Annotated in this window: 10 protein-coding genes and 5 pseudogenes; 12 read left to right on the top strand and 3 right to left on the bottom strand. The window is 56.8% G+C overall.

Going from position 1 to position 16,619, the window contains the following annotated elements; all coding sequences use genetic code 11:
• Nucleotides 1-520: 520 nt before the first annotated feature.
• From NKJ37_RS31380 to NKJ37_RS31365, 4 genes and pseudogenes are all read left to right on the top strand, one after another.
• A pseudogene (locus tag NKJ37_RS31380) lies at nt 521-846 on the top strand (helix-turn-helix domain-containing protein).
• A gap of 192 nt (nt 847-1,038) precedes the next feature.
• Nucleotides 1,039-1,188: pseudogene (gene nifH, locus NKJ37_RS31375) on the top strand (nitrogenase reductase); the annotation flags it as partial.
• A gap of 98 nt (nt 1,189-1,286) precedes the next feature.
• Nucleotides 1,287-1,382, top strand: a pseudogene (locus NKJ37_RS31370) (nitrogenase); the annotation flags it as partial.
• Between the two features lie 716 nt (nt 1,383-2,098).
• The gene (locus NKJ37_RS31365; protein WP_352776386.1) at nt 2,099-3,070 is read left to right on the top strand and encodes a dipeptidase; all 972 of its coding nucleotides are present in this window, start codon (nt 2,099-2,101) and stop codon (nt 3,068-3,070) included.
• 416 nt (nt 3,071-3,486) lie between these two features.
• Here the strand turns inward: NKJ37_RS31365 and NKJ37_RS31360 are convergent, their stop codons facing one another.
• Nucleotides 3,487-3,612 (bottom strand): hypothetical protein, encoded by a 126-nt coding sequence (locus tag NKJ37_RS31360; protein WP_352776385.1) that lies wholly within the window; start codon nt 3,610-3,612, stop codon nt 3,487-3,489.
• Between the two features lie 427 nt (nt 3,613-4,039).
• Between NKJ37_RS31360 and NKJ37_RS31355 the strand changes: the two are divergent.
• The 5 genes and pseudogenes from NKJ37_RS31355 to NKJ37_RS31335 all read left to right on the top strand — a co-directional run.
• Nucleotides 4,040-4,982: pseudogene (locus NKJ37_RS31355) on the top strand (IS630 family transposase).
• 964 nt (nt 4,983-5,946) lie between these two features.
• Nucleotides 5,947-6,684 (top strand): class I SAM-dependent methyltransferase, encoded by a 738-nt coding sequence (locus NKJ37_RS31350; RefSeq protein WP_352776383.1) that lies wholly within the window; start codon nt 5,947-5,949, stop codon nt 6,682-6,684.
• 298 nt (nt 6,685-6,982) lie between these two features.
• Nucleotides 6,983-7,657, top strand: a complete 675-nt coding sequence (locus NKJ37_RS31345; protein WP_352776382.1) for a class I SAM-dependent DNA methyltransferase — start codon at nt 6,983-6,985, stop codon at nt 7,655-7,657.
• A 141-nt stretch (nt 7,658-7,798) separates the two neighbouring features.
• Complete coding sequence (locus tag NKJ37_RS31340) at nt 7,799-8,989, top strand: hypothetical protein (protein WP_352776381.1); 1,191 nt, start codon at nt 7,799-7,801, stop codon at nt 8,987-8,989.
• Nucleotides 8,990-9,269: 280 nt separating this feature from the next.
• Nucleotides 9,270-9,383, top strand: a pseudogene (locus NKJ37_RS31335) (ATP-binding protein); the annotation flags it as partial.
• A 181-nt stretch (nt 9,384-9,564) separates the two neighbouring features.
• Here the strand turns inward: NKJ37_RS31335 and NKJ37_RS31330 are convergent.
• Entirely contained in the window at nt 9,565-11,016 is a 1,452-nt protein-coding gene (locus tag NKJ37_RS31330; protein WP_352776380.1) for an aldehyde dehydrogenase family protein, read from the bottom strand.
• 245 nt (nt 11,017-11,261) lie between these two features.
• On the opposite strand from NKJ37_RS31330, the gene NKJ37_RS31325 reads away from it, so the two are divergent.
• From NKJ37_RS31325 to NKJ37_RS31315, 3 genes are all read left to right on the top strand, one after another.
• The gene (locus tag NKJ37_RS31325; protein WP_352554152.1) at nt 11,262-12,179 is read left to right on the top strand and encodes a LysR family transcriptional regulator; all 918 of its coding nucleotides are present in this window, start codon (nt 11,262-11,264) and stop codon (nt 12,177-12,179) included.
• A 787-nt stretch (nt 12,180-12,966) separates the two neighbouring features.
• Nucleotides 12,967-13,968 carry a dipeptidase gene (locus NKJ37_RS31320; protein ID WP_352776379.1) on the top strand — a complete coding sequence of 334 codons (1,002 nt, stop codon included), beginning with the start codon at nt 12,967-12,969 and terminating at the stop codon, nt 13,966-13,968.
• A 107-nt stretch (nt 13,969-14,075) separates the two neighbouring features.
• Nucleotides 14,076-15,371 carry an NAD(P)/FAD-dependent oxidoreductase gene (locus tag NKJ37_RS31315; protein WP_352776377.1) on the top strand — a complete coding sequence of 432 codons (1,296 nt, stop codon included), beginning with the start codon at nt 14,076-14,078 and terminating at the stop codon, nt 15,369-15,371.
• 664 nt (nt 15,372-16,035) lie between these two features.
• On the opposite strand, the gene NKJ37_RS31310 is transcribed toward NKJ37_RS31315, so the two are convergent.
• Nucleotides 16,036-16,311: an autoinducer binding domain-containing protein gene (locus NKJ37_RS31310; RefSeq protein ID WP_352776388.1), complete on the bottom strand. Its 276-nt coding sequence runs from the start codon at nt 16,309-16,311 to the stop codon at nt 16,036-16,038.
• Nucleotides 16,312-16,619: the final 308 nt, after the last annotated feature.

Genomic DNA, 16,619 nt, shown 5'->3' with positions numbered 1-16,619 from the left:
TCGCGGGAATCGGTGACGTTGAACATCACCAGCCTGCCATGACCGCCCTCTCTCAGCGAATTTGCAGAACTCTCAGCACACTACCTAAAGCGGTTTCGACGGCTAAGTCGATGCTTGATCAGGGTGACCGGTCACGCAGAGCGAGAAGCCCCTAAAAGGGTCGGAACACTAGGTGCGGCGGGAGACCGGCAGGAGCAGATGGTACAAAGCCATTGCGATCCAGGAGTGGCGATCACATTGACCCCCCAGTCAGCGCGGCCGGCCGTATGAACGAGAAGAGACGAGCGATTTCAGCCGCCGGACCCCCTTGATTTAACATTCCGGTGATTTCGGAGCGCTGATCGGGCGTCAGCTTCGGACGGCGTCCACCGTCGGGGGCGCAAAGGCAGGATGATTGATCTTTTTACGTATCATTTGTCCGATGCATGATACGCGAACAGATCCTAACACGTTGATTCTATCGCTAGATAAGATACTCTGCCATATCATCTAGCATTGGAATGGATCGTTTACATATCATATGGATTCTCAATCGGAAATTCTACGGGAAATCGGTGGGCTTTTCAGGCAGGCGAGGCTGGCCGCTGCGATAACGCAGGAGCAGGTCGCTGATTTGGCGGGTATATCCCGTCCCCGATATCGCGACATCGAACGGGAGCCGCAGCCGCGCGTGCAACAACGCTCATGAATATCGCTCGCGCGCTCGGCCTGGAAATGATGCTGGTTCCGCAAGTCATGGTGCCGGCTGTCCAGGCTCTATTGCGTCCGCATGATGATGACGATCGACCCGCCTTTGTTTCTCAACCTGACGATGACGATCATGGCCCCAGTATTTCGCGCACCTAAGACGATCCCGTCGCTGGACGTGCTCTTGAACGCAGTGAAGATCGGCACAATCGTCAGGACGCCGTGCATCCAACTTCGATGAGGCGTGCCGCGCGACGGGCGGCTTTCCGGTTTTCAGCCTGCGTTCCGGGCAGGGACGGGAGGATTGCGGAAACATCCGAGGCCCTAGCGCCTTGCTCGCCTTTTTCGCGCCATGCCAATTCGGGCCAGGGCACCATCCCGACCCCGATCACCATGGAGGAGCTCGAGGACATGCTGCTCGACTTCGGCATCATGAAGACCGACGAGCAGATGCTTGCCGAGCTTCAGGTCAAGGAACCGGCCAAGGCGGCCGCACAGTAGCGACCGCTGCCGACATGAGGCGCCGCCTGACCTGGTGCGCCTTTCAAAGAACGGCGCCTCGTCGGTGAGGCGTCACCCTGAACCTTGAAAGGGGTCCCATGAGCCTGGAATACGAGAATGACGGAGGCCTCCATGCGAGGCTTATCGAGGAAGTGCTGTCGCAATATCCTGACAAGTCGGCGAAGCGCCTCAAATAGCACCTCAGCGTCGCAAAGGGATGGTGTGTCGGCATGGATCTTCTTGAGAGGCTGTCGCTCAAGACCCGGAACGAGTGCGGCGGATCAGCTATTTGCCTTGCTGTTTTCGATGACGGCTACGACGTTTGCTGTTCGAGAGCTGTAAGGACCGGCTTGCCTCAAAAGACTGCGACATCGGGGGCCTTCTTCTGATGGTGGATCCCAGCGCCGAAGGATGACATCCCTCGTTGCTCGGCCCATAGCATCTACTCGGCTGGGAACGACCGAACGTCATTTTCCTGACCGAGGCCAAGCTCATTCCGCGTGGGGTGCGAGCCGTCTCTCTATGTCTGGAATCCGTCACATTGAGGCTCAAGTGCCGACATCGCGAGGCGAAACACTAGTTTTTGGACCTGTTGTTCGCGCATCGCTTCATTGGCACACATATTGCTGGAAAATGGGGGGCCGTCACGACCATCGCGGCCTCGAAGTACCCGCCCCGAAGGAATTAACATGAACGAAATGCTTCCGTCGCGAGAGCCACTACACTCGCCCAGCAGCGAATTTAGTTCCTTTCGGATCTGAAGAGCCGCAGCGGGTAAGCCAACGAAATCCGATAACCAGAGTGTGGCAGTGGGCCCCCGCTTCACAGCCCCGACAACTTGCCTTGAGCTTTCTGCTTGGCCGAGGCCGAGGTTTTGCTCTGATTGTGACCACTTTGCAGGAGGCATCTCGTGAGCAGAGACGGCCCGCGCTTCGAAGGCGTGATATGGGACGGTCATTCCGGAATCTTATTTGATGATACTGATGAGCCAACGTATCTGCGGCGATACATTGATTCTGGTGTGACATTGCTGACCCTCAATGTCGGTTCCGATGTAAGTCCGTGGTCCGAATGCATCCAAAATTTATCGGTCTACAGAGCGGCCGTTGCAGCCCGCCCAAACCAATGCGTGATTGTCCGCAGTGAAAAGGATATTAGGCAGGCCAAGACGGATGGCAAGTTAGCTATTGTGTTCGACATTGAAGGGATGAGTGCCCTCAATGGCTCCTTAGAGATGTTGAGACTCTACTATGATCTTGGGGTTCGGCAGATGACGCTTACCTACAATAGGAACAACGCGGCTGCCGCCGGATGTCATGACGAAGACCAAGGTCTCACGAAGTTCGGTAGAGATATTGTTCAGCAGATGGACAGACTGGGAATGGTGATCGACTGCTCTCATGTTTCTTTTAAATCCTCGATGGAGGCAATCCAGTTATCAGAAAACCCCGTCGTATTCTCGCACTCTAATTGCAGTTCGATTTACGATCACGAACGCAACATCTGCGATGAGCAGATAATCGCCTGCGCCGCAAAGGGAGGAGTGAGCGGTGTCACCGGTCTAGGTGTCTTTTTGGGAACGGGTGTCGCTAGCGTTGAAGCTTTGATCAGACACATTGATCACAAGGCTGACTTGGTTGGCCCTATGTCCGTCGGTATTGGACTTGACTACTTTCCAGACAGAGCCGGTTTGGTTTCTTCATGGAACTCTCTTTACTGGCCAAAGTCGCAATATCCGAATGGTCCAAGTCTTGGGTTTATGGATCCAGAAGCATTTCCACAAATCGCTGACACTCTAAGCACGCGCGGATACTCGGACAAAGACGTGCGTGGGATAATGGGAGAAAATTTCCTCCGTGTCGCAAACCACGTGTGGAAGTGAGGATTGGCTAAGGGCAGAGGATGTTAGCTCTCATGTTCCCTGCTTGGCAGGCTTGCGAAGCAGTCGGATTGGCTGAAGCTGCACAGGCTGGCGATGGATCTCAAAGACGACGCCCGACGCCCGCTCTCTAGACCGAGGACAGCCCCGAGACAAAGACACGGAAGGCGGTTACCCAGCCCGGATGAGAATCTGATCGATCGCATCGGCTCAGCCACATAACTCTTATCACCGTGGTGAAAGGTGATGCATGAATTTTCTTCCCGATGCCCTTTGTCACAGGCTCGTTTCCGTCGATTGGGGACAGGACGGGGACGGGATGGGCCTTCGGACGACGGTCGATCACGCTTTTATCCGCGGGTTGGTTACCGCAGTTCCGTAATTCGTCTTGGGGCTTCCATTCGTCGACAGACTTCCTCCTAGCCCGCCATGTCGAAAACCTGCTTGGTCAGGCGGGCGAACTCCTTGGGCATGGAGCCGAGGATCGAAAGCAGCGGCTCGACCATCACCATCACCATCGCCTCGGCGTCGGCCAGCTCGCGCACAAGATCAGCTAAGGCAGTGCGCGAGCGCGTCCGAGCTTGACACCGGCCTCGCGCAGAATGGCGCGTACCTGTTGTCTACAGACGGTATTTCGGAACCGACATTCCACAGAACGCGTAGAATTGAGAGGTCGAGAAATTTCGCAAACTCAATCAGGTCAGCTTTTGATCGGAAGTCCGCCAAACGCCGGACCCTTGGGTGTGCGCAGTCCTCTGACGTGATCGCATTTGCAGCCACCTCATAAGCCGTACGCGTCAGGGCCTGATCAAAAACTCGAGATGGTCGGGGGGCTCGGTTGAGTGGCCCGTTGAGATTCTCTTAAGCCGTCTTGCTAGAGCACGTCCTACCATCGATGCATCGATGAATCGATTGTGAAGTGACGTCCAGCGTTATGTGCTGATTCAACATTCATCTCGACGGAGGTGGATAATGGGAAAAGCACTGAGTGGCGATCTGTGGTGGCGTGTGTTAAAGGCTTCGGACGAAGGTATGTCGGCGCGCCAAGCCGTGGCGCGGTTTGGTGTGGGTATATCAAGTGCGATCCGCTGGATTGCTCGGGCGAAGATCGGCGAGACTGGACGCGCGGCCGCAGGGTCGCCGCCGCGCGTCCAGCCTCGATGCGCATGACGCCTTCATCGTTGGGCTGATCGAGGAGCGCAAGGAGATCACGCTGAACGAGATGGTGGCGCGGCTGGAGGTCGAGCAGTCGGTTCGGATCAGCCGCAGCGCCTTGAGCGCCTGGCTCGGCTGGCACGGCTGGACATTCAAAAAAAGTCCGCGCACGCACTGGAGCAGGACCGCCCCGACATCCTGAAGCGACGCCGGGACTGGTTCGCCGGCCAGCTCGATCTCGATCCGGCGAAGCTGGTGTTCATCGACGAGACGGGCCTCTCCACGAAGATGGCGCGCCTGCGCGGAAGAGCGCCGCGCGGCGAACGCTGCCGGGCTGGCGTGCCGCACGGGCATTGGAAGACCACCACCTTCACCGGAGCGCTGCGGCTGACCGGCATGATCGCCCCCTTCGTCTACGACGGCGCCATGAACGGCACTGTGTTCCTCGCCTATGTCAGCCAAGTGCTGGTTCCGACCCTCGAACGCGGCGACGTCGTCGTGATGGACAACTTGCCCGCCCACAAGGCGGCGGGCGTTCGCGACGCAATAGAAACGGCGGGTGCGAGCCTGCTCTACCTGCCGCCCTTCGGTCCCGACTTCAATCCGATCGAAAACGCCTTCGCCAAGCTGAAGGCGCTGATGCGCGCCAAGGCCGAGAGGACAATCGCCGCGCTCGGATACGGTCGGCGCGATCCTCGAACGCTTCACCCCTGACGAATGCGCCAATTACCTCAAGGCAGCCGGGTATGACCCAGATTGAACAGGACGTGCTCTAGTCTAGTGTCGCGCGTCATGGAAAATTGCCCTCCTCTGCGCCACGGGAATTGCCACCTCACGGGGGACTGAGAAGAGAGCAAATTAACGTACACCGAATCACGGGAAACCCGTCGTGGAGTGATCCGCGGGGGGCAGGTGATGAAGATACCATGCGATGTCGCGGAGATGTGGCGCCTGAAGGCGTGCGGATGGAGCGACTGAAGCGGATCGCGCGGCAGGAGGCTGTGGCCACCACACCGTGAAGGTCTTGCGTGGTGCCGCCGGCTAACATGCAACGCGCTGGCAGCCGGGCTGGGGGCCTGCGCTGGCGACCGGTTCGAGAGGCCACCGGGGCGACAGCTGCAGATCGACTTCGGCGAGCGTCTGGCCGAAATCGGCGGCGCGAAGATCAAGGCGTGTTCGTGGCGACGCTGGGCATTCGCGACGGCTGCATGTGCGAGTCAGAGGTTAGGCGACCACGACGGTTCATTCAAGATCCGACTCACCAGCTTTTTCGCCCGGCCCGATCTGCGAGGCCGACAGTTGGATGGCTGGGCTAGTTGTCAATTACGACCCCTGGCGAAGAAAACGGCGGACAGCCGACACTCCTGTCGGGTTTGTCGTGGGTGTGACGCTTTGCTGCTCAATTTGATTATCTGCCGGACCAGTCTTACTCGTTAAATAGCGCCTAAAAACACCTCGATGAGGCAGTTGGCACGACTTTCGCATCACCTCGTAGGAGAGTTGCCGACCGATATCCATCCTGAGGTGATTACCGTGATTGATGAAATCAAAAAGGAAAGCAGTTCAGATTTACACCAGACCGGCAACGGTGCTGGGTCGCCGACCGGAGACGATCGGCCGAGTTCGAACTCGCGATCAATCGCTTGGACAATGTTGATCTGATCAACCCGCATTAACATATAGCGAAGTGAATACACTCTAGTATATTGCCAGGAGAAGAAAATATGGGTGGCGACTTTATTTACGATAGGGAATGGGCTCTTAATTACGGCAAATTTGCCCGTGTGCACGGCAGAATGGTTGATGTAGTCGAGACTGTTGATTTTCTTGAGGGGTATTGTGGCGAGGGGGGAGCTCTCGAACTTGGTATTGGTGACGGACGCGTAGCGGTACCGTTGAGTGAGCGTGGGGTCAGGGTCGAAGGTATAGACAATTCGGACAGTATGTTAGAAGTGCTCGCCGAGCGCACTGATCTTGTTAAAGCTTGGAAGGGAGACATTGCCGATTTCAGATCGGAGCAACGCTACAACCTGGTATATTGTGTCTATAACACGTTCAAGGCCCTCTTCACGCGCGAAGCTCAATTGGCATGCCTCCGATCTGTTGCGGAGGTGCTAGACGTTCAGGGAATTTTGGTGATCGAGCTCGATGTGCCGACCTTGGAAGGCTTCGTGAACGGCCAAAAAACTACTACGATTTTCGTGGATCATGACAACACGATTCTCAACACGCATGTCCACGATCCACTGAACCAGAACTTGGTTTCGAGCCTTCTCTGGTTTTCTGGTACATCGGTCAGGCGGTTACCACATCGCGCCCGTTACGTCTATCATCAAGAACTTGACACTATGGCCGAGTCCGTAGGACTGGAGCTCGCAGAACGCTGGGCAGACTGGACGAGAAGTGCTTTCGCCGAAGGCAGCAATCGTCATATCTCCGTTTACCGCCGAACCAGCCTGTAGTCCAGGAACTTTCGTCGGCCGATCATTCGATGAATGGTCTTAGAAACTTCCAACCGTATGGGTCTGGCAAAAGAAGAGTTGGTGATCTCAGCCGATCATGGAACAGTTCGATTGCTGAAGTTCGATGGAGATCATGGCCTGTGCCTGTGTCGAAATCGCTCGTTGGACTTATGATCTACTCTGTGTCCGATAGCTAACTTGTTACCGAACAGCTTGTTGCCTCACCTATTGCTCCGCAACGAACAGCTTAATGGCTCAAGCGGCTGTGCCAAATGCCATCAACCTAAAGGAATTGTCAATGAAAACCCCCGACCGAGAGTCGGCACTGGACCAAGCCGCACGAAAACGCGCCGAGATTTCCCACCTCGAATGCGACGCCGATCGCTTGTCACTATTCTATCGAGAATGGGCCGGTTCGTACAATCGGGATGTCGGCGGCGAGAGATACTACGGACCGATAGCCGTGGCTGAACTGGCGGGAGTGGTGCAGACCGCCTATCTGGCGAGCGAGCGAGGAGCCATCGCAGTCCTGGACGCTGGCTGCGGAACAGGTCTGGTCGGCGTGCAACTTGCACGCTTGGGCTTCCAGTTGATCGACGGGTTCGACCTTACGGAAGAGATGGCCCGAAAGGCACGCCGAACCGGCGTCTACCGCAGTATCGAAGTTGGCGCCGATCTTAACGGGACCCTCTCCGAATACCCGAACGCGACCTATGACATTACCGTCTGCTGCGGCGTCTTCGGGCTCGGGCAAGTCCGGCCGGAAGGGTTACGCGAACTAGCTCGCGTCACGCGCCCGAACGGGTTCGTCATTGCAAGCACCAGCAGGCGCTACCTTGAGGCCACATCCTTTGAAGACGAGGTGCGGCGTCTTCAGCATGGGGGCGTCGTTGTGCCGGCCCAATGTCTAAGTGACAGCAGATACATCGCAGACGAGCAGGCGCACTACTGGGTTTTCCGGATTGCGTCATAAGCCAACGCGCCAACGGAACGACAGCTATGATGGCAAATATAGCCTGCGATTGCAAAGAACTGGAACGACTGACATGTCCAAGAACAGAGGTCATCAGATCGACAACAACCGCATACCGAAGGCAGAAAGGGAGTTTCAAAGATGAACATCGGCGTCTTGAAGGAAATCAAAGAAGACGAGCGGCGTGTCGCACTCCAGCCGATCCAAGCGCAGGCTCTTTCGCGCCTCGGCCACAATGTCTATATTGAAATCAGTGCCGGGGAAGGGGCTGGATACTCGGATTCGGATTATCAGGTCCGCGGGGGGAAGGTGGCGATGAAAGACGAGGTCCTCGCCCAGGCGCAGCTCCTCCTCAAGGTGAAGGCACCGCTACGCTCAGAATACTCTAACTATTCTCCGCACCACATTCTGTTTACGTATTTGCACTTCGATGAGAACATCGATCCGCAGGACATCTCTGAACTCGTCAGTAGAGGCTTTCTTGGAATTGCTTATGAGTGGGTGGGAAAAGGCGGCCAGCAACCACTACTTGAGCCGATGAGCCGACTGACTGGTTATCTCTTCGCTCAGCAAGCATTAGAGTTGTGCTCCAAGGAAAAAGGAGTGTTCTGCCCGCGAAATGAGAACTTCCTTCCCGGAGGGCGGGCTCTGATCATCGGATGCGGCAATATCGGTCTGTCCGCATTCAAATATTTGTCGGACCTCGGGGTCGCCTTGACCGTTGTTGTCACTCGAGGCCGTGAGGATTTCAATTGCAAAGCCAATGCGCGCTTCGAAACCGAAGGCGTCGACTACATCGGCGCAACTGGCACCGACCTAATCCTCATGGATAAGAAGGATCCTTCACGCACTCAGGACACGATTGCGGCGGCACTGCCGGAGATCGACATCGTCCTCAACTGTGCGGTGCGTCGCCCCGATCTTCCGAAGCAGAGAATGGAGTACCTGATCGACCGCAGCATGGTTGGAGCCATGCAGAGAGGTAGCATACTGTGCGATTGTACTGCCTGTGATCGTGAATTCATCGAAACCTGTACTTCTTCAGCATCGCTCTACCACTCGTATCGCGAAGAAAATGTCGTGCATTATAACTGCGATCATATTCCATCAATGGTGGCCAACACCGCGACGCGGCTGCTCACAGCGCGAACTTTCCCTTACATTCGTTACATCGCTAGTCTCAAATCCTTGCAGGCCATCACTGAAGATGAAAGCCTGCGTGACGGAGTCTGTTGCTACGGTGGCCACCTGACCCATGCGCTGTCGGCGGAGAAAAAAGGCTTGCCGTATCGCCCCTTGAGCGACGTTCAAGCGATGCCGATTCCAAGGTAGGCGTGGAGACATTCCCAATCTTAGCTCAGCGAGCCCTTTGTCAAAGCGAGTGTCGTAGTCGGTATGAACTAGTTTTTTGGTGGCCTTATCTTTGGGACCGGTAGACCCTGCATCCAAAGGGCTCGTACGAGGCGCGGCGGCGATTAGGAGATCGATCAGTTGACAGTTTTGCAATTAATACAGAGTCGGTGAAATTGTCCACCACTCCGCGTGAGGAACTCGAGCAGCGTTGTCGGGGGACGTCGCCGGCCAGGTAGCGTCGTAGCTCAACTCATCGTCCAGGCTCGTCGCCGGCGACTGGATCGGCCGCCACGAGAACCTCCTGGTCACAGGCGGAATCGGCCTGGGTAAGAGTTGGATCGCCTGCGCCCTCGGCCATTGCCGCGACAATCGATGCGAAAAAAACAACGCCCGCGCCAGCGCTCTTGACCCGCCGCAATCGCCTATCAATGAACAGGTTGGGCGAGGCAGCCGCCCATGATCGCGTGAAAAAACTGCTCACGATCAGGGAAATGCGCACCGATTGGGCCTAACAAACCGTATTCGGCCCCGGAGAAGTTATCGTTCTCTCGATTCTAAGGTGCCAGGGAGACTCCCACGTTCTTCGTCCGGACATAGCTGTAAATCGCCTCCTGCCCTTTCTCCCGCCCATGCCCAGACATCTTGTTCCCACCGAAAGGGGTCTCTATCCCGCCAGCGAACCATTCGTTGACGAAGACCTGCCCTGCATTCAGGCGGGGTGGCGCCTTGAGAGCGATGTCAAGCCGCTGCGTGAAGACCCCCGCGACCAGACCGAACCGCGTGCCATTCGCGATGTCGTAGGCCTCTTCGACGTTCTCGAACTTGATAATGGACAGGACCGGACCGAATACCTCTTCCTGAGCTATTTCCATGCTCGGGTCGACATCTGCAAAGACGGTGGGCTGCATGAACCACCCTCCCTTGCCCGGCAGGCGCTCCCCTCCGGTCACGAGCTTTGCGCCAGCGCTCTTGGCACGAACGCATACGCCCTCGATCTTCCTGAGCTGATGTTCAGACGCCACCGGGCCCATATCCGCGCCTACCAAACCGTCTCCGACCTGCAAGGCTCCGGCCATCGCCGACACCTTCTCGACGACAGCGTCATAGACGGAGGCGTGAACGATCAGGCGGGACAACGCTGAACAGACCTGGCCTGCGTTGTAGAAGCTGCCCGACTTCACGCTCTCGACCACTTGATCGAGGTTGGCATCGGCGAAGACGATCCCAGCGGACTTGCCTCCGAGTTCCATGACGCATGGCACCGATCGCTCAGAGGCCGCCTTCATGATTGACACGCCCGTCTGGACAGAACCCGTGAATACGATCTGATCGATATCGGGATGGCTGACCAGAGCCGCACCTGTGGCCCGCCCAAGGCCGCACAGGAGGTTCACGGCACCTTTCGGTACCCCTGCCCGTTCCATGGCCTCGAAGAGGACGATCATCGCCAACGGAGTCAGCTCTGGCGACTTGACGATGACGGCATTCCCGGCGGCCAGCGCTGGTGCCAGCGAGCGGGCGCAGATGGAAGGCGCGAAGTTCCATGGTACGATCTGTAACGAGATGCCGTAGGGCTCCCGGATCGTATAATCCAGGTAACGGTGCCCCAACGGTATCGCACTGCCTTCGATCTTGTCGGCCATGCCCGCGTAGTACTCGAAATACCTGGCAGCCTCTTCGAACTCGGCCCTTGCCGCCCCGAGTGGCTTTCCGCTCTCCAGGCAACCTATGTAGGCACCATCCTCAACCCGGTTACGAATCTCCGATGCGATTCTCGTCATCATTTCCGCACGGACGGCTGGTCGGCAGCTTGTGAGCGCACCGGTTGCAACGCAGGCTCTCGCCGCAGCGACCGCGCTCGAGACATCATCTTCTCTCGCGGCAGCGACCGAAGCAATGATCTCCCCTGAAGCCGGGTTCTCGATGTCAATGAACTCGGTCGAAGACACCCAGTCGCCGTTGACGAAATTCATCCACCTTTTGTTGCGCACTTCGAGGAGATTCATCAGGTCGCTTCCATCATGGTACGAGTCTCCCCTAGATCGCAGCGCGAGTGTATCTTGATCGCCTGCTTGGCAAGCCGCGGCTGAAACTCGGGTCCGTTCCTGACAGAATGCCCTTGGTAGTTTCAATGGGTTCGGACCGTCTTCCCGCACAGTTTCGTGCGGCACGCCGCGAGCATTAGACGGACGCTCCTTGCGATGATATACGATACCTGTCTAACAGCTATTTGGTATTGGGTGATGCCTTGGTGAGATCGCCGCGGATCAGTCTGCAGCAGCTCCGCGCATTGCTGGCGGTAAACGACGAAGGAGGGTTCCGGCGCGCTGCCGAACGCTTGAACACTTCGCAGTCGGCAATCAGCCGGACAATCCAGACGCTCGAGGCCGAGTTGGGCGTTCCGGTGTTCGAGCGCACCGCGCGAGGCGTGAAGCCGAGTTCGGTCGGAAAAAATCTACTTGGATACGCTCGGACGATCGTCGGTGGCCTGGATGAAATCTCGATCAAGGCGCTTTCCGCGATTCGTGGCGAAGTCGGGCAGTTGAAGATCGGCTACAACGAAATCTCGATCCGAACGTTTTTGCCGAAGGTGCTGGCCAAGTTCCACAGGCAGTATCCGAATGTGGATCTGCGCCTGATCAGCCAGGCGACATCGGAAATGATCCCCGAGAACACCGCGGGGACAATCAGCCGCGGCGAGGTCGACATCGGGTTCGTGGTTGGACCCGTTATAGACGATGAGCTGGAGGCCATACACCTTTTCGAAGACCACGTAGCTCTCGCGGTCGCTAAGACCCATAGATTGGCGCAGCGGGATTCGATCTCGGCGTCCGAACTGAAACACGAACACATTTTGCTGTGGTCGACTGAACCTTGGCAGATTTACACCCGTCGTATCAACAACATCTGCCGCCAGGCTGGTTTCCTCCCGCGGCCCTCCATCATGATGCAGGACAACGAAAGTGCGTTCGCTCTAGTAGAAGAAAACGTTGGGGTCGTCCTGATCGCAAGCTCGGTGGCTGCCACCTACTCAAACCGCGTCGCCACGGTAGCTATTCGGGAAAACCCAGAGCCGTTCCACCTTTACGCGGCTTGGCGAAAGCACAACACGGCACCCACCTTACGAAACTTCATCGATGTTGTCTTGGGACACCCTGCCGGCGATTGATCGACACTCCGCCCGCTCCGTAGCATTCGCTGAACCGCCTAGCCACTCATCACGAGGCTTTCAAAACGAAAGGTTCCCCTCTCCACTCACGATAGCGCATTCCGCACCGCGAATCTCAATCCTTTTCAATGCAACTTGGCGTACATCTCCGCCACTGACCAGCAGATGGCGCTCGCAAGTCTCGACCAGCCCTTTTTGACAACTTACAAAGCGTGAGTGAGATCGCAGAACTCCGTTGGAAAGCATCTGAGAAAGACTAGGTTCGAGATCTTGAATCGCACCCTCGTCGAGCAGCCCTATTTTCATACCGTGACCTTGGGCGAAACCTCGCGCAGTTTCTCTAGCCTGGAACCCCGCTTCGAATCCGTTGGTTTGCCGACGCGGTGTATGATGCCGGGAACTGAGATGAAATCGAGTAGAGGTCGTGTCCCGACAGAGCTTTCCGACTGAGAAATAGCTGGGCTCGTGCCTGACCTGTCGATTTTCTCTAGCGCGTCGCCAAGACAAACCAGAGATTTGGGATCTGCCGCAGAACTAGGGTTCGCGATGGGCAGACAGCTCGTTCGGCGATTCCGGCATTGCCATAAGAAGCACCACCCACTGGACGGCCGGATCCTAAAGCGTGACCTGGTGGCCCTCATTCAGAAAGACTGCAGCGAAACTCCGACGATACCTGCTCAGGGGCTCACCGATCTCCCTTTCTCATCGCGCTATATCAATTTGCTGTTGGACAGGCTCGCCGCCTCCGCGGATTGTACTGTCACCCAATTTCAAAGGCGTGATTGCTATGGACGTGACCCAGTTCAACGTTGACGAACTATTCCAGAAGAGCATCGTCTGGGATGCCCATTGCGGAATGGACCCTCAGGTCCCCATCGACGTCAATTCGCTGGAGCGGATCCGGAAGGCCGGGTTCACGTTCGTCAGTACCAACGTTGGCTATGACGTGTTGCCTTGGCATGATACATTCGCGGTCATAGCCGGCTACCGCAAGTTCCTGAGCGACAACACGGACAAGTACATTCGCGTTTCCAGCGTCGCAGACGTGCTCGCCGCCAAGCGGGCAGGAAAACTCGCGGTATCAATGGACATCGAGGGCGTGTCGGCACTCGACGGCAAGGTCGAACTCGTCGAGACCTACCATCGCCTGGGCGTTCGCCAGATCTCATTCGTTTATAACAAGGACAACGCTGGAGGCGGCGGCTGCCACGGCCCCAACACAGGGATCACTGCGTTCGGCCGGGAAGTCGTCAGGGAGATGAACCGCGTCGGCTTGCTCGTTGACGGGACTCACTGCAGTCCCAGTATGTCGATTGACCTGGCAGAAACCTCGTCGAAGCCGATCATCATCAGCCATTCGAACAGCCGCGTTCTCCACGACCACCCACGCAACATCTGGAATGAGCAGGCTATCGCCTGTGCGCACACCGGAGGCGTGATCGGCGTTACCGGTATTCGTATCTTCCTGACGAAAGCAGGCGACAACACCTCCAATGTCGATCTCCTCGTGCGGAACATCGACCATTACTGTGAATTGGTCGGGCCACAGCACGTGGGCTTCGGAACCGATTTTGCGGAGATCACGAATGCGCTTTCGACGCGCTTCGCGAACGCCACCGATTACTGGCCGCCGGAGCATTACCCGGCCGGAGCCAATCTCGGTTTCGTTGATATCGAACTGTTCCCTCAGATCACGGCCGCCCTGTCGGCAAGGGGTTACAGCAACAAGGACATCAGCGGAATTCTCGGCGGCAACTTCATGCGCGTCGCAGCCGCGAACTGGGAATAGGCATTTAGAACCCCGACATCGGCTCAAACAGAGCGGTCTGGCGGCAGTCGAAAGAGGCCCCGCCCGCCTAGCGCAGGGTTGACGACGTTACTGAGGACCACGCTTTGATGGCGAAGACGGCCACTCCCAAGACTTACGAAGTCGCCATAATCGGGGCGGGTATCGCTGGGTGTTCGACCGCCTATTACCTGGCCCGCCAAAGCATACGCGTTGCGGTTTTCGATCGCGGTCCGGTCGCGGGAGAGCAGTCAAGCCGCGCATGGGGTTTTATTCGAAAGCAAGGCCGCCACCCTGCTGAAATCCCTCTGGCGGCCGAGGCTTCTGTCCTTTGGGACGAGATTACCGATGAGTTCGGGTTCGATTCCACGCAGCGCGTGAAATCAGGTATCCTCATGCCTGCGAAAACGGCCGAAGACGAAGAGGTCGTGGAAACGAGCTATCGCGATGCGCAGACGCATCGCCTGACTTCGGAAATACTGGATGCGAAAGCGCTCAAGGAAAAGCTTCCCGAACTCGCTGGAAGCTGGCGGTGCGCGCTTTTCACGCGAGATGACGGACACGGCGATCCCAAGTTGTCGACCCACACGGTAGCCCGCGCGGCGAAGGCGGCTGGTGCCGAGTTCTTCAACGACGAAGTCATCACTGACTTCACGAGAACCAGAGGTCGCGTGACAGGCGTCCGCACGCTGCGGAACACCTATCAATGTGCGAAGGTGGTTGTCGCCAGTGGTATCGGATCGAGGAGGCTCCTGGCGAAACTCGGCTACAATCTTCCGGTACAGAACATCAGATCATCGGTGGGCCTCACGACGGCAACCACCCCGTTCACCCAAATTGCCATGTGGGCGCCCACCACGGCTTACCGCCCCAGGCCAGATGGGTCCTTCATCATCGGAAACGGGTATCGGAATGCCGGAACTGACTACGACCTGACGCTCCAAGCCTTCACAAACCTTCGGTATTTCTTGCCCGCCCTAAAGCAGAACCAAGGCTTGCTGCGGATCGGGCTCGGACGGGACACCATCAGAAGCTTGACGGATCTACTGCCTGGAAAGGGCAAGCACAGTCCGCTCTCGGAGCCTGCCACGAATATCGCGAAGGTGAAACAGAACCTAGCCGAGTTTCGTGTCATGTTCCCCCACATCAGCGGCCTGACTTTGGCGGACAGCTGGGCAGGGCGGATCGATACCACTCCGGACCTCATTCCCGTCATAGACCTTCTTCATGGCTACGAGAACGTATACGCGCTGTGCGGGTTCAGCGGTCACGGCTTCGCCCTCGGTCCGGTCGTGGGTAAGCAGATGAGCAAGTGGATCGTCGACGGAGCGCCGTCTCTCGATCTGAGCAAGTTCAAGTCCTCCAGGTTCACTGACGGCGACTACGAAATCATCAAGGCGGCGTAGCAACGAACGCTGACGACACCTGACTCAAACGACGTTCGCACGCAAAGGGGTCGTGAAGAACGAACTAGGCCTGCAGACTGCTGATGCTTTGGTGCTAACTAAAGCCAACGATGCGAGGAAGCGGGTGAGATGCGGGACCGTCGGCGGCAAGCGTAAAGGCAGTCGTCGAGTGCAGCAGCGTTTCGCCGTATGCCGAAGATGGCGTGCCTCTTTCTTGGCGGAGAGGGCTGTCGATCTTGGTACTCCGAGGAAGGCGGCAGATTTGCCATCTCGGTCCTCACGGCGCTCCAATGAAGAATGTGGCCATAGCGCGCCCTTTGACCCGGGAGATAAGGATTCCCCATCAAAGCTTGAGATCAGACATTTAAGCGCGTCTTGGATGGGCCGCCGGACAGACCGAACGTGACATCTGGCTTTTTTGACGTCGTTTCACGATTCAATAATTCCAAGGCTTACGGCTTCTATTGCCGCAAGCGTCCTGCTAGAAGCATCCAATTTATGTTTCACGTTTGCAAGTGGAATTTACTGTATTTGGAGCTATCCCTAAAATTCTGCCTATGTCCCGTGATGACTTTCCTCTCTATATCCATCAGATACTCTCTCTCTCTCTCTATCTCTATCTCTCTCTTTCTCTCCTTAATAAAGGAACGGGACTGCCGCGAACTCATTCAACTTGCAAACTTCGCGCCCATTCGATGAAATTAACTGCAGCAAGCTGCAAATAGGTCATTGCTCTATTTTGAAGTGTCCTGTCGCAGCGTTGAGCAAAGCTCATGAATGCAAATCTCCCGTTGGGACCATCCAATGGAACGCTAACGCCGGACCTTATGCCAAACGTTGCAGCCTCATCCAAAACACGACGTTCTTCTTCGGTCGAGCTTGCGTCCTCGTAGACATCGGTCCAGCGATAGGCGCCGGACCGTTTTCGACTCGTTTTTATTATCGGATCTATCCTGTCATAGCCCGTTTCCGAATAGCGCCCTTGTCATTCATCAGGATAATTCAGCAAGACTGTCGGACCGCGCCGGAACGGCTTCGAAAATTTTCGCTCCGGGGCTAGAGAGCCATAGGCGAGCCATGGGCAATCGAAATTTAGAGAAACGCAGATAGCAGTTCGAACAATTGCTCGAATTGAACGATCCGACCAGTCTACTCGACAAATCGGTCGCGTCCCCACAGGTGGTGTAGCTCGGCGGTAGCGAAGCCGCTCGCGAGCGCGCTCTCGATAGCGCTGTAGCGAGCGAGCGG

Origin of the sequence: Mesorhizobium sp. M0140, from assembly GCF_040322475.1 — a bacterium.
Lineage (GTDB): Bacteria > Pseudomonadota > Alphaproteobacteria > Rhizobiales > Rhizobiaceae > Mesorhizobium.
The sequence above is the reverse complement of the archived record's forward strand: the minus strand, read 5'-3'. Positions and strand labels throughout refer to the sequence as shown.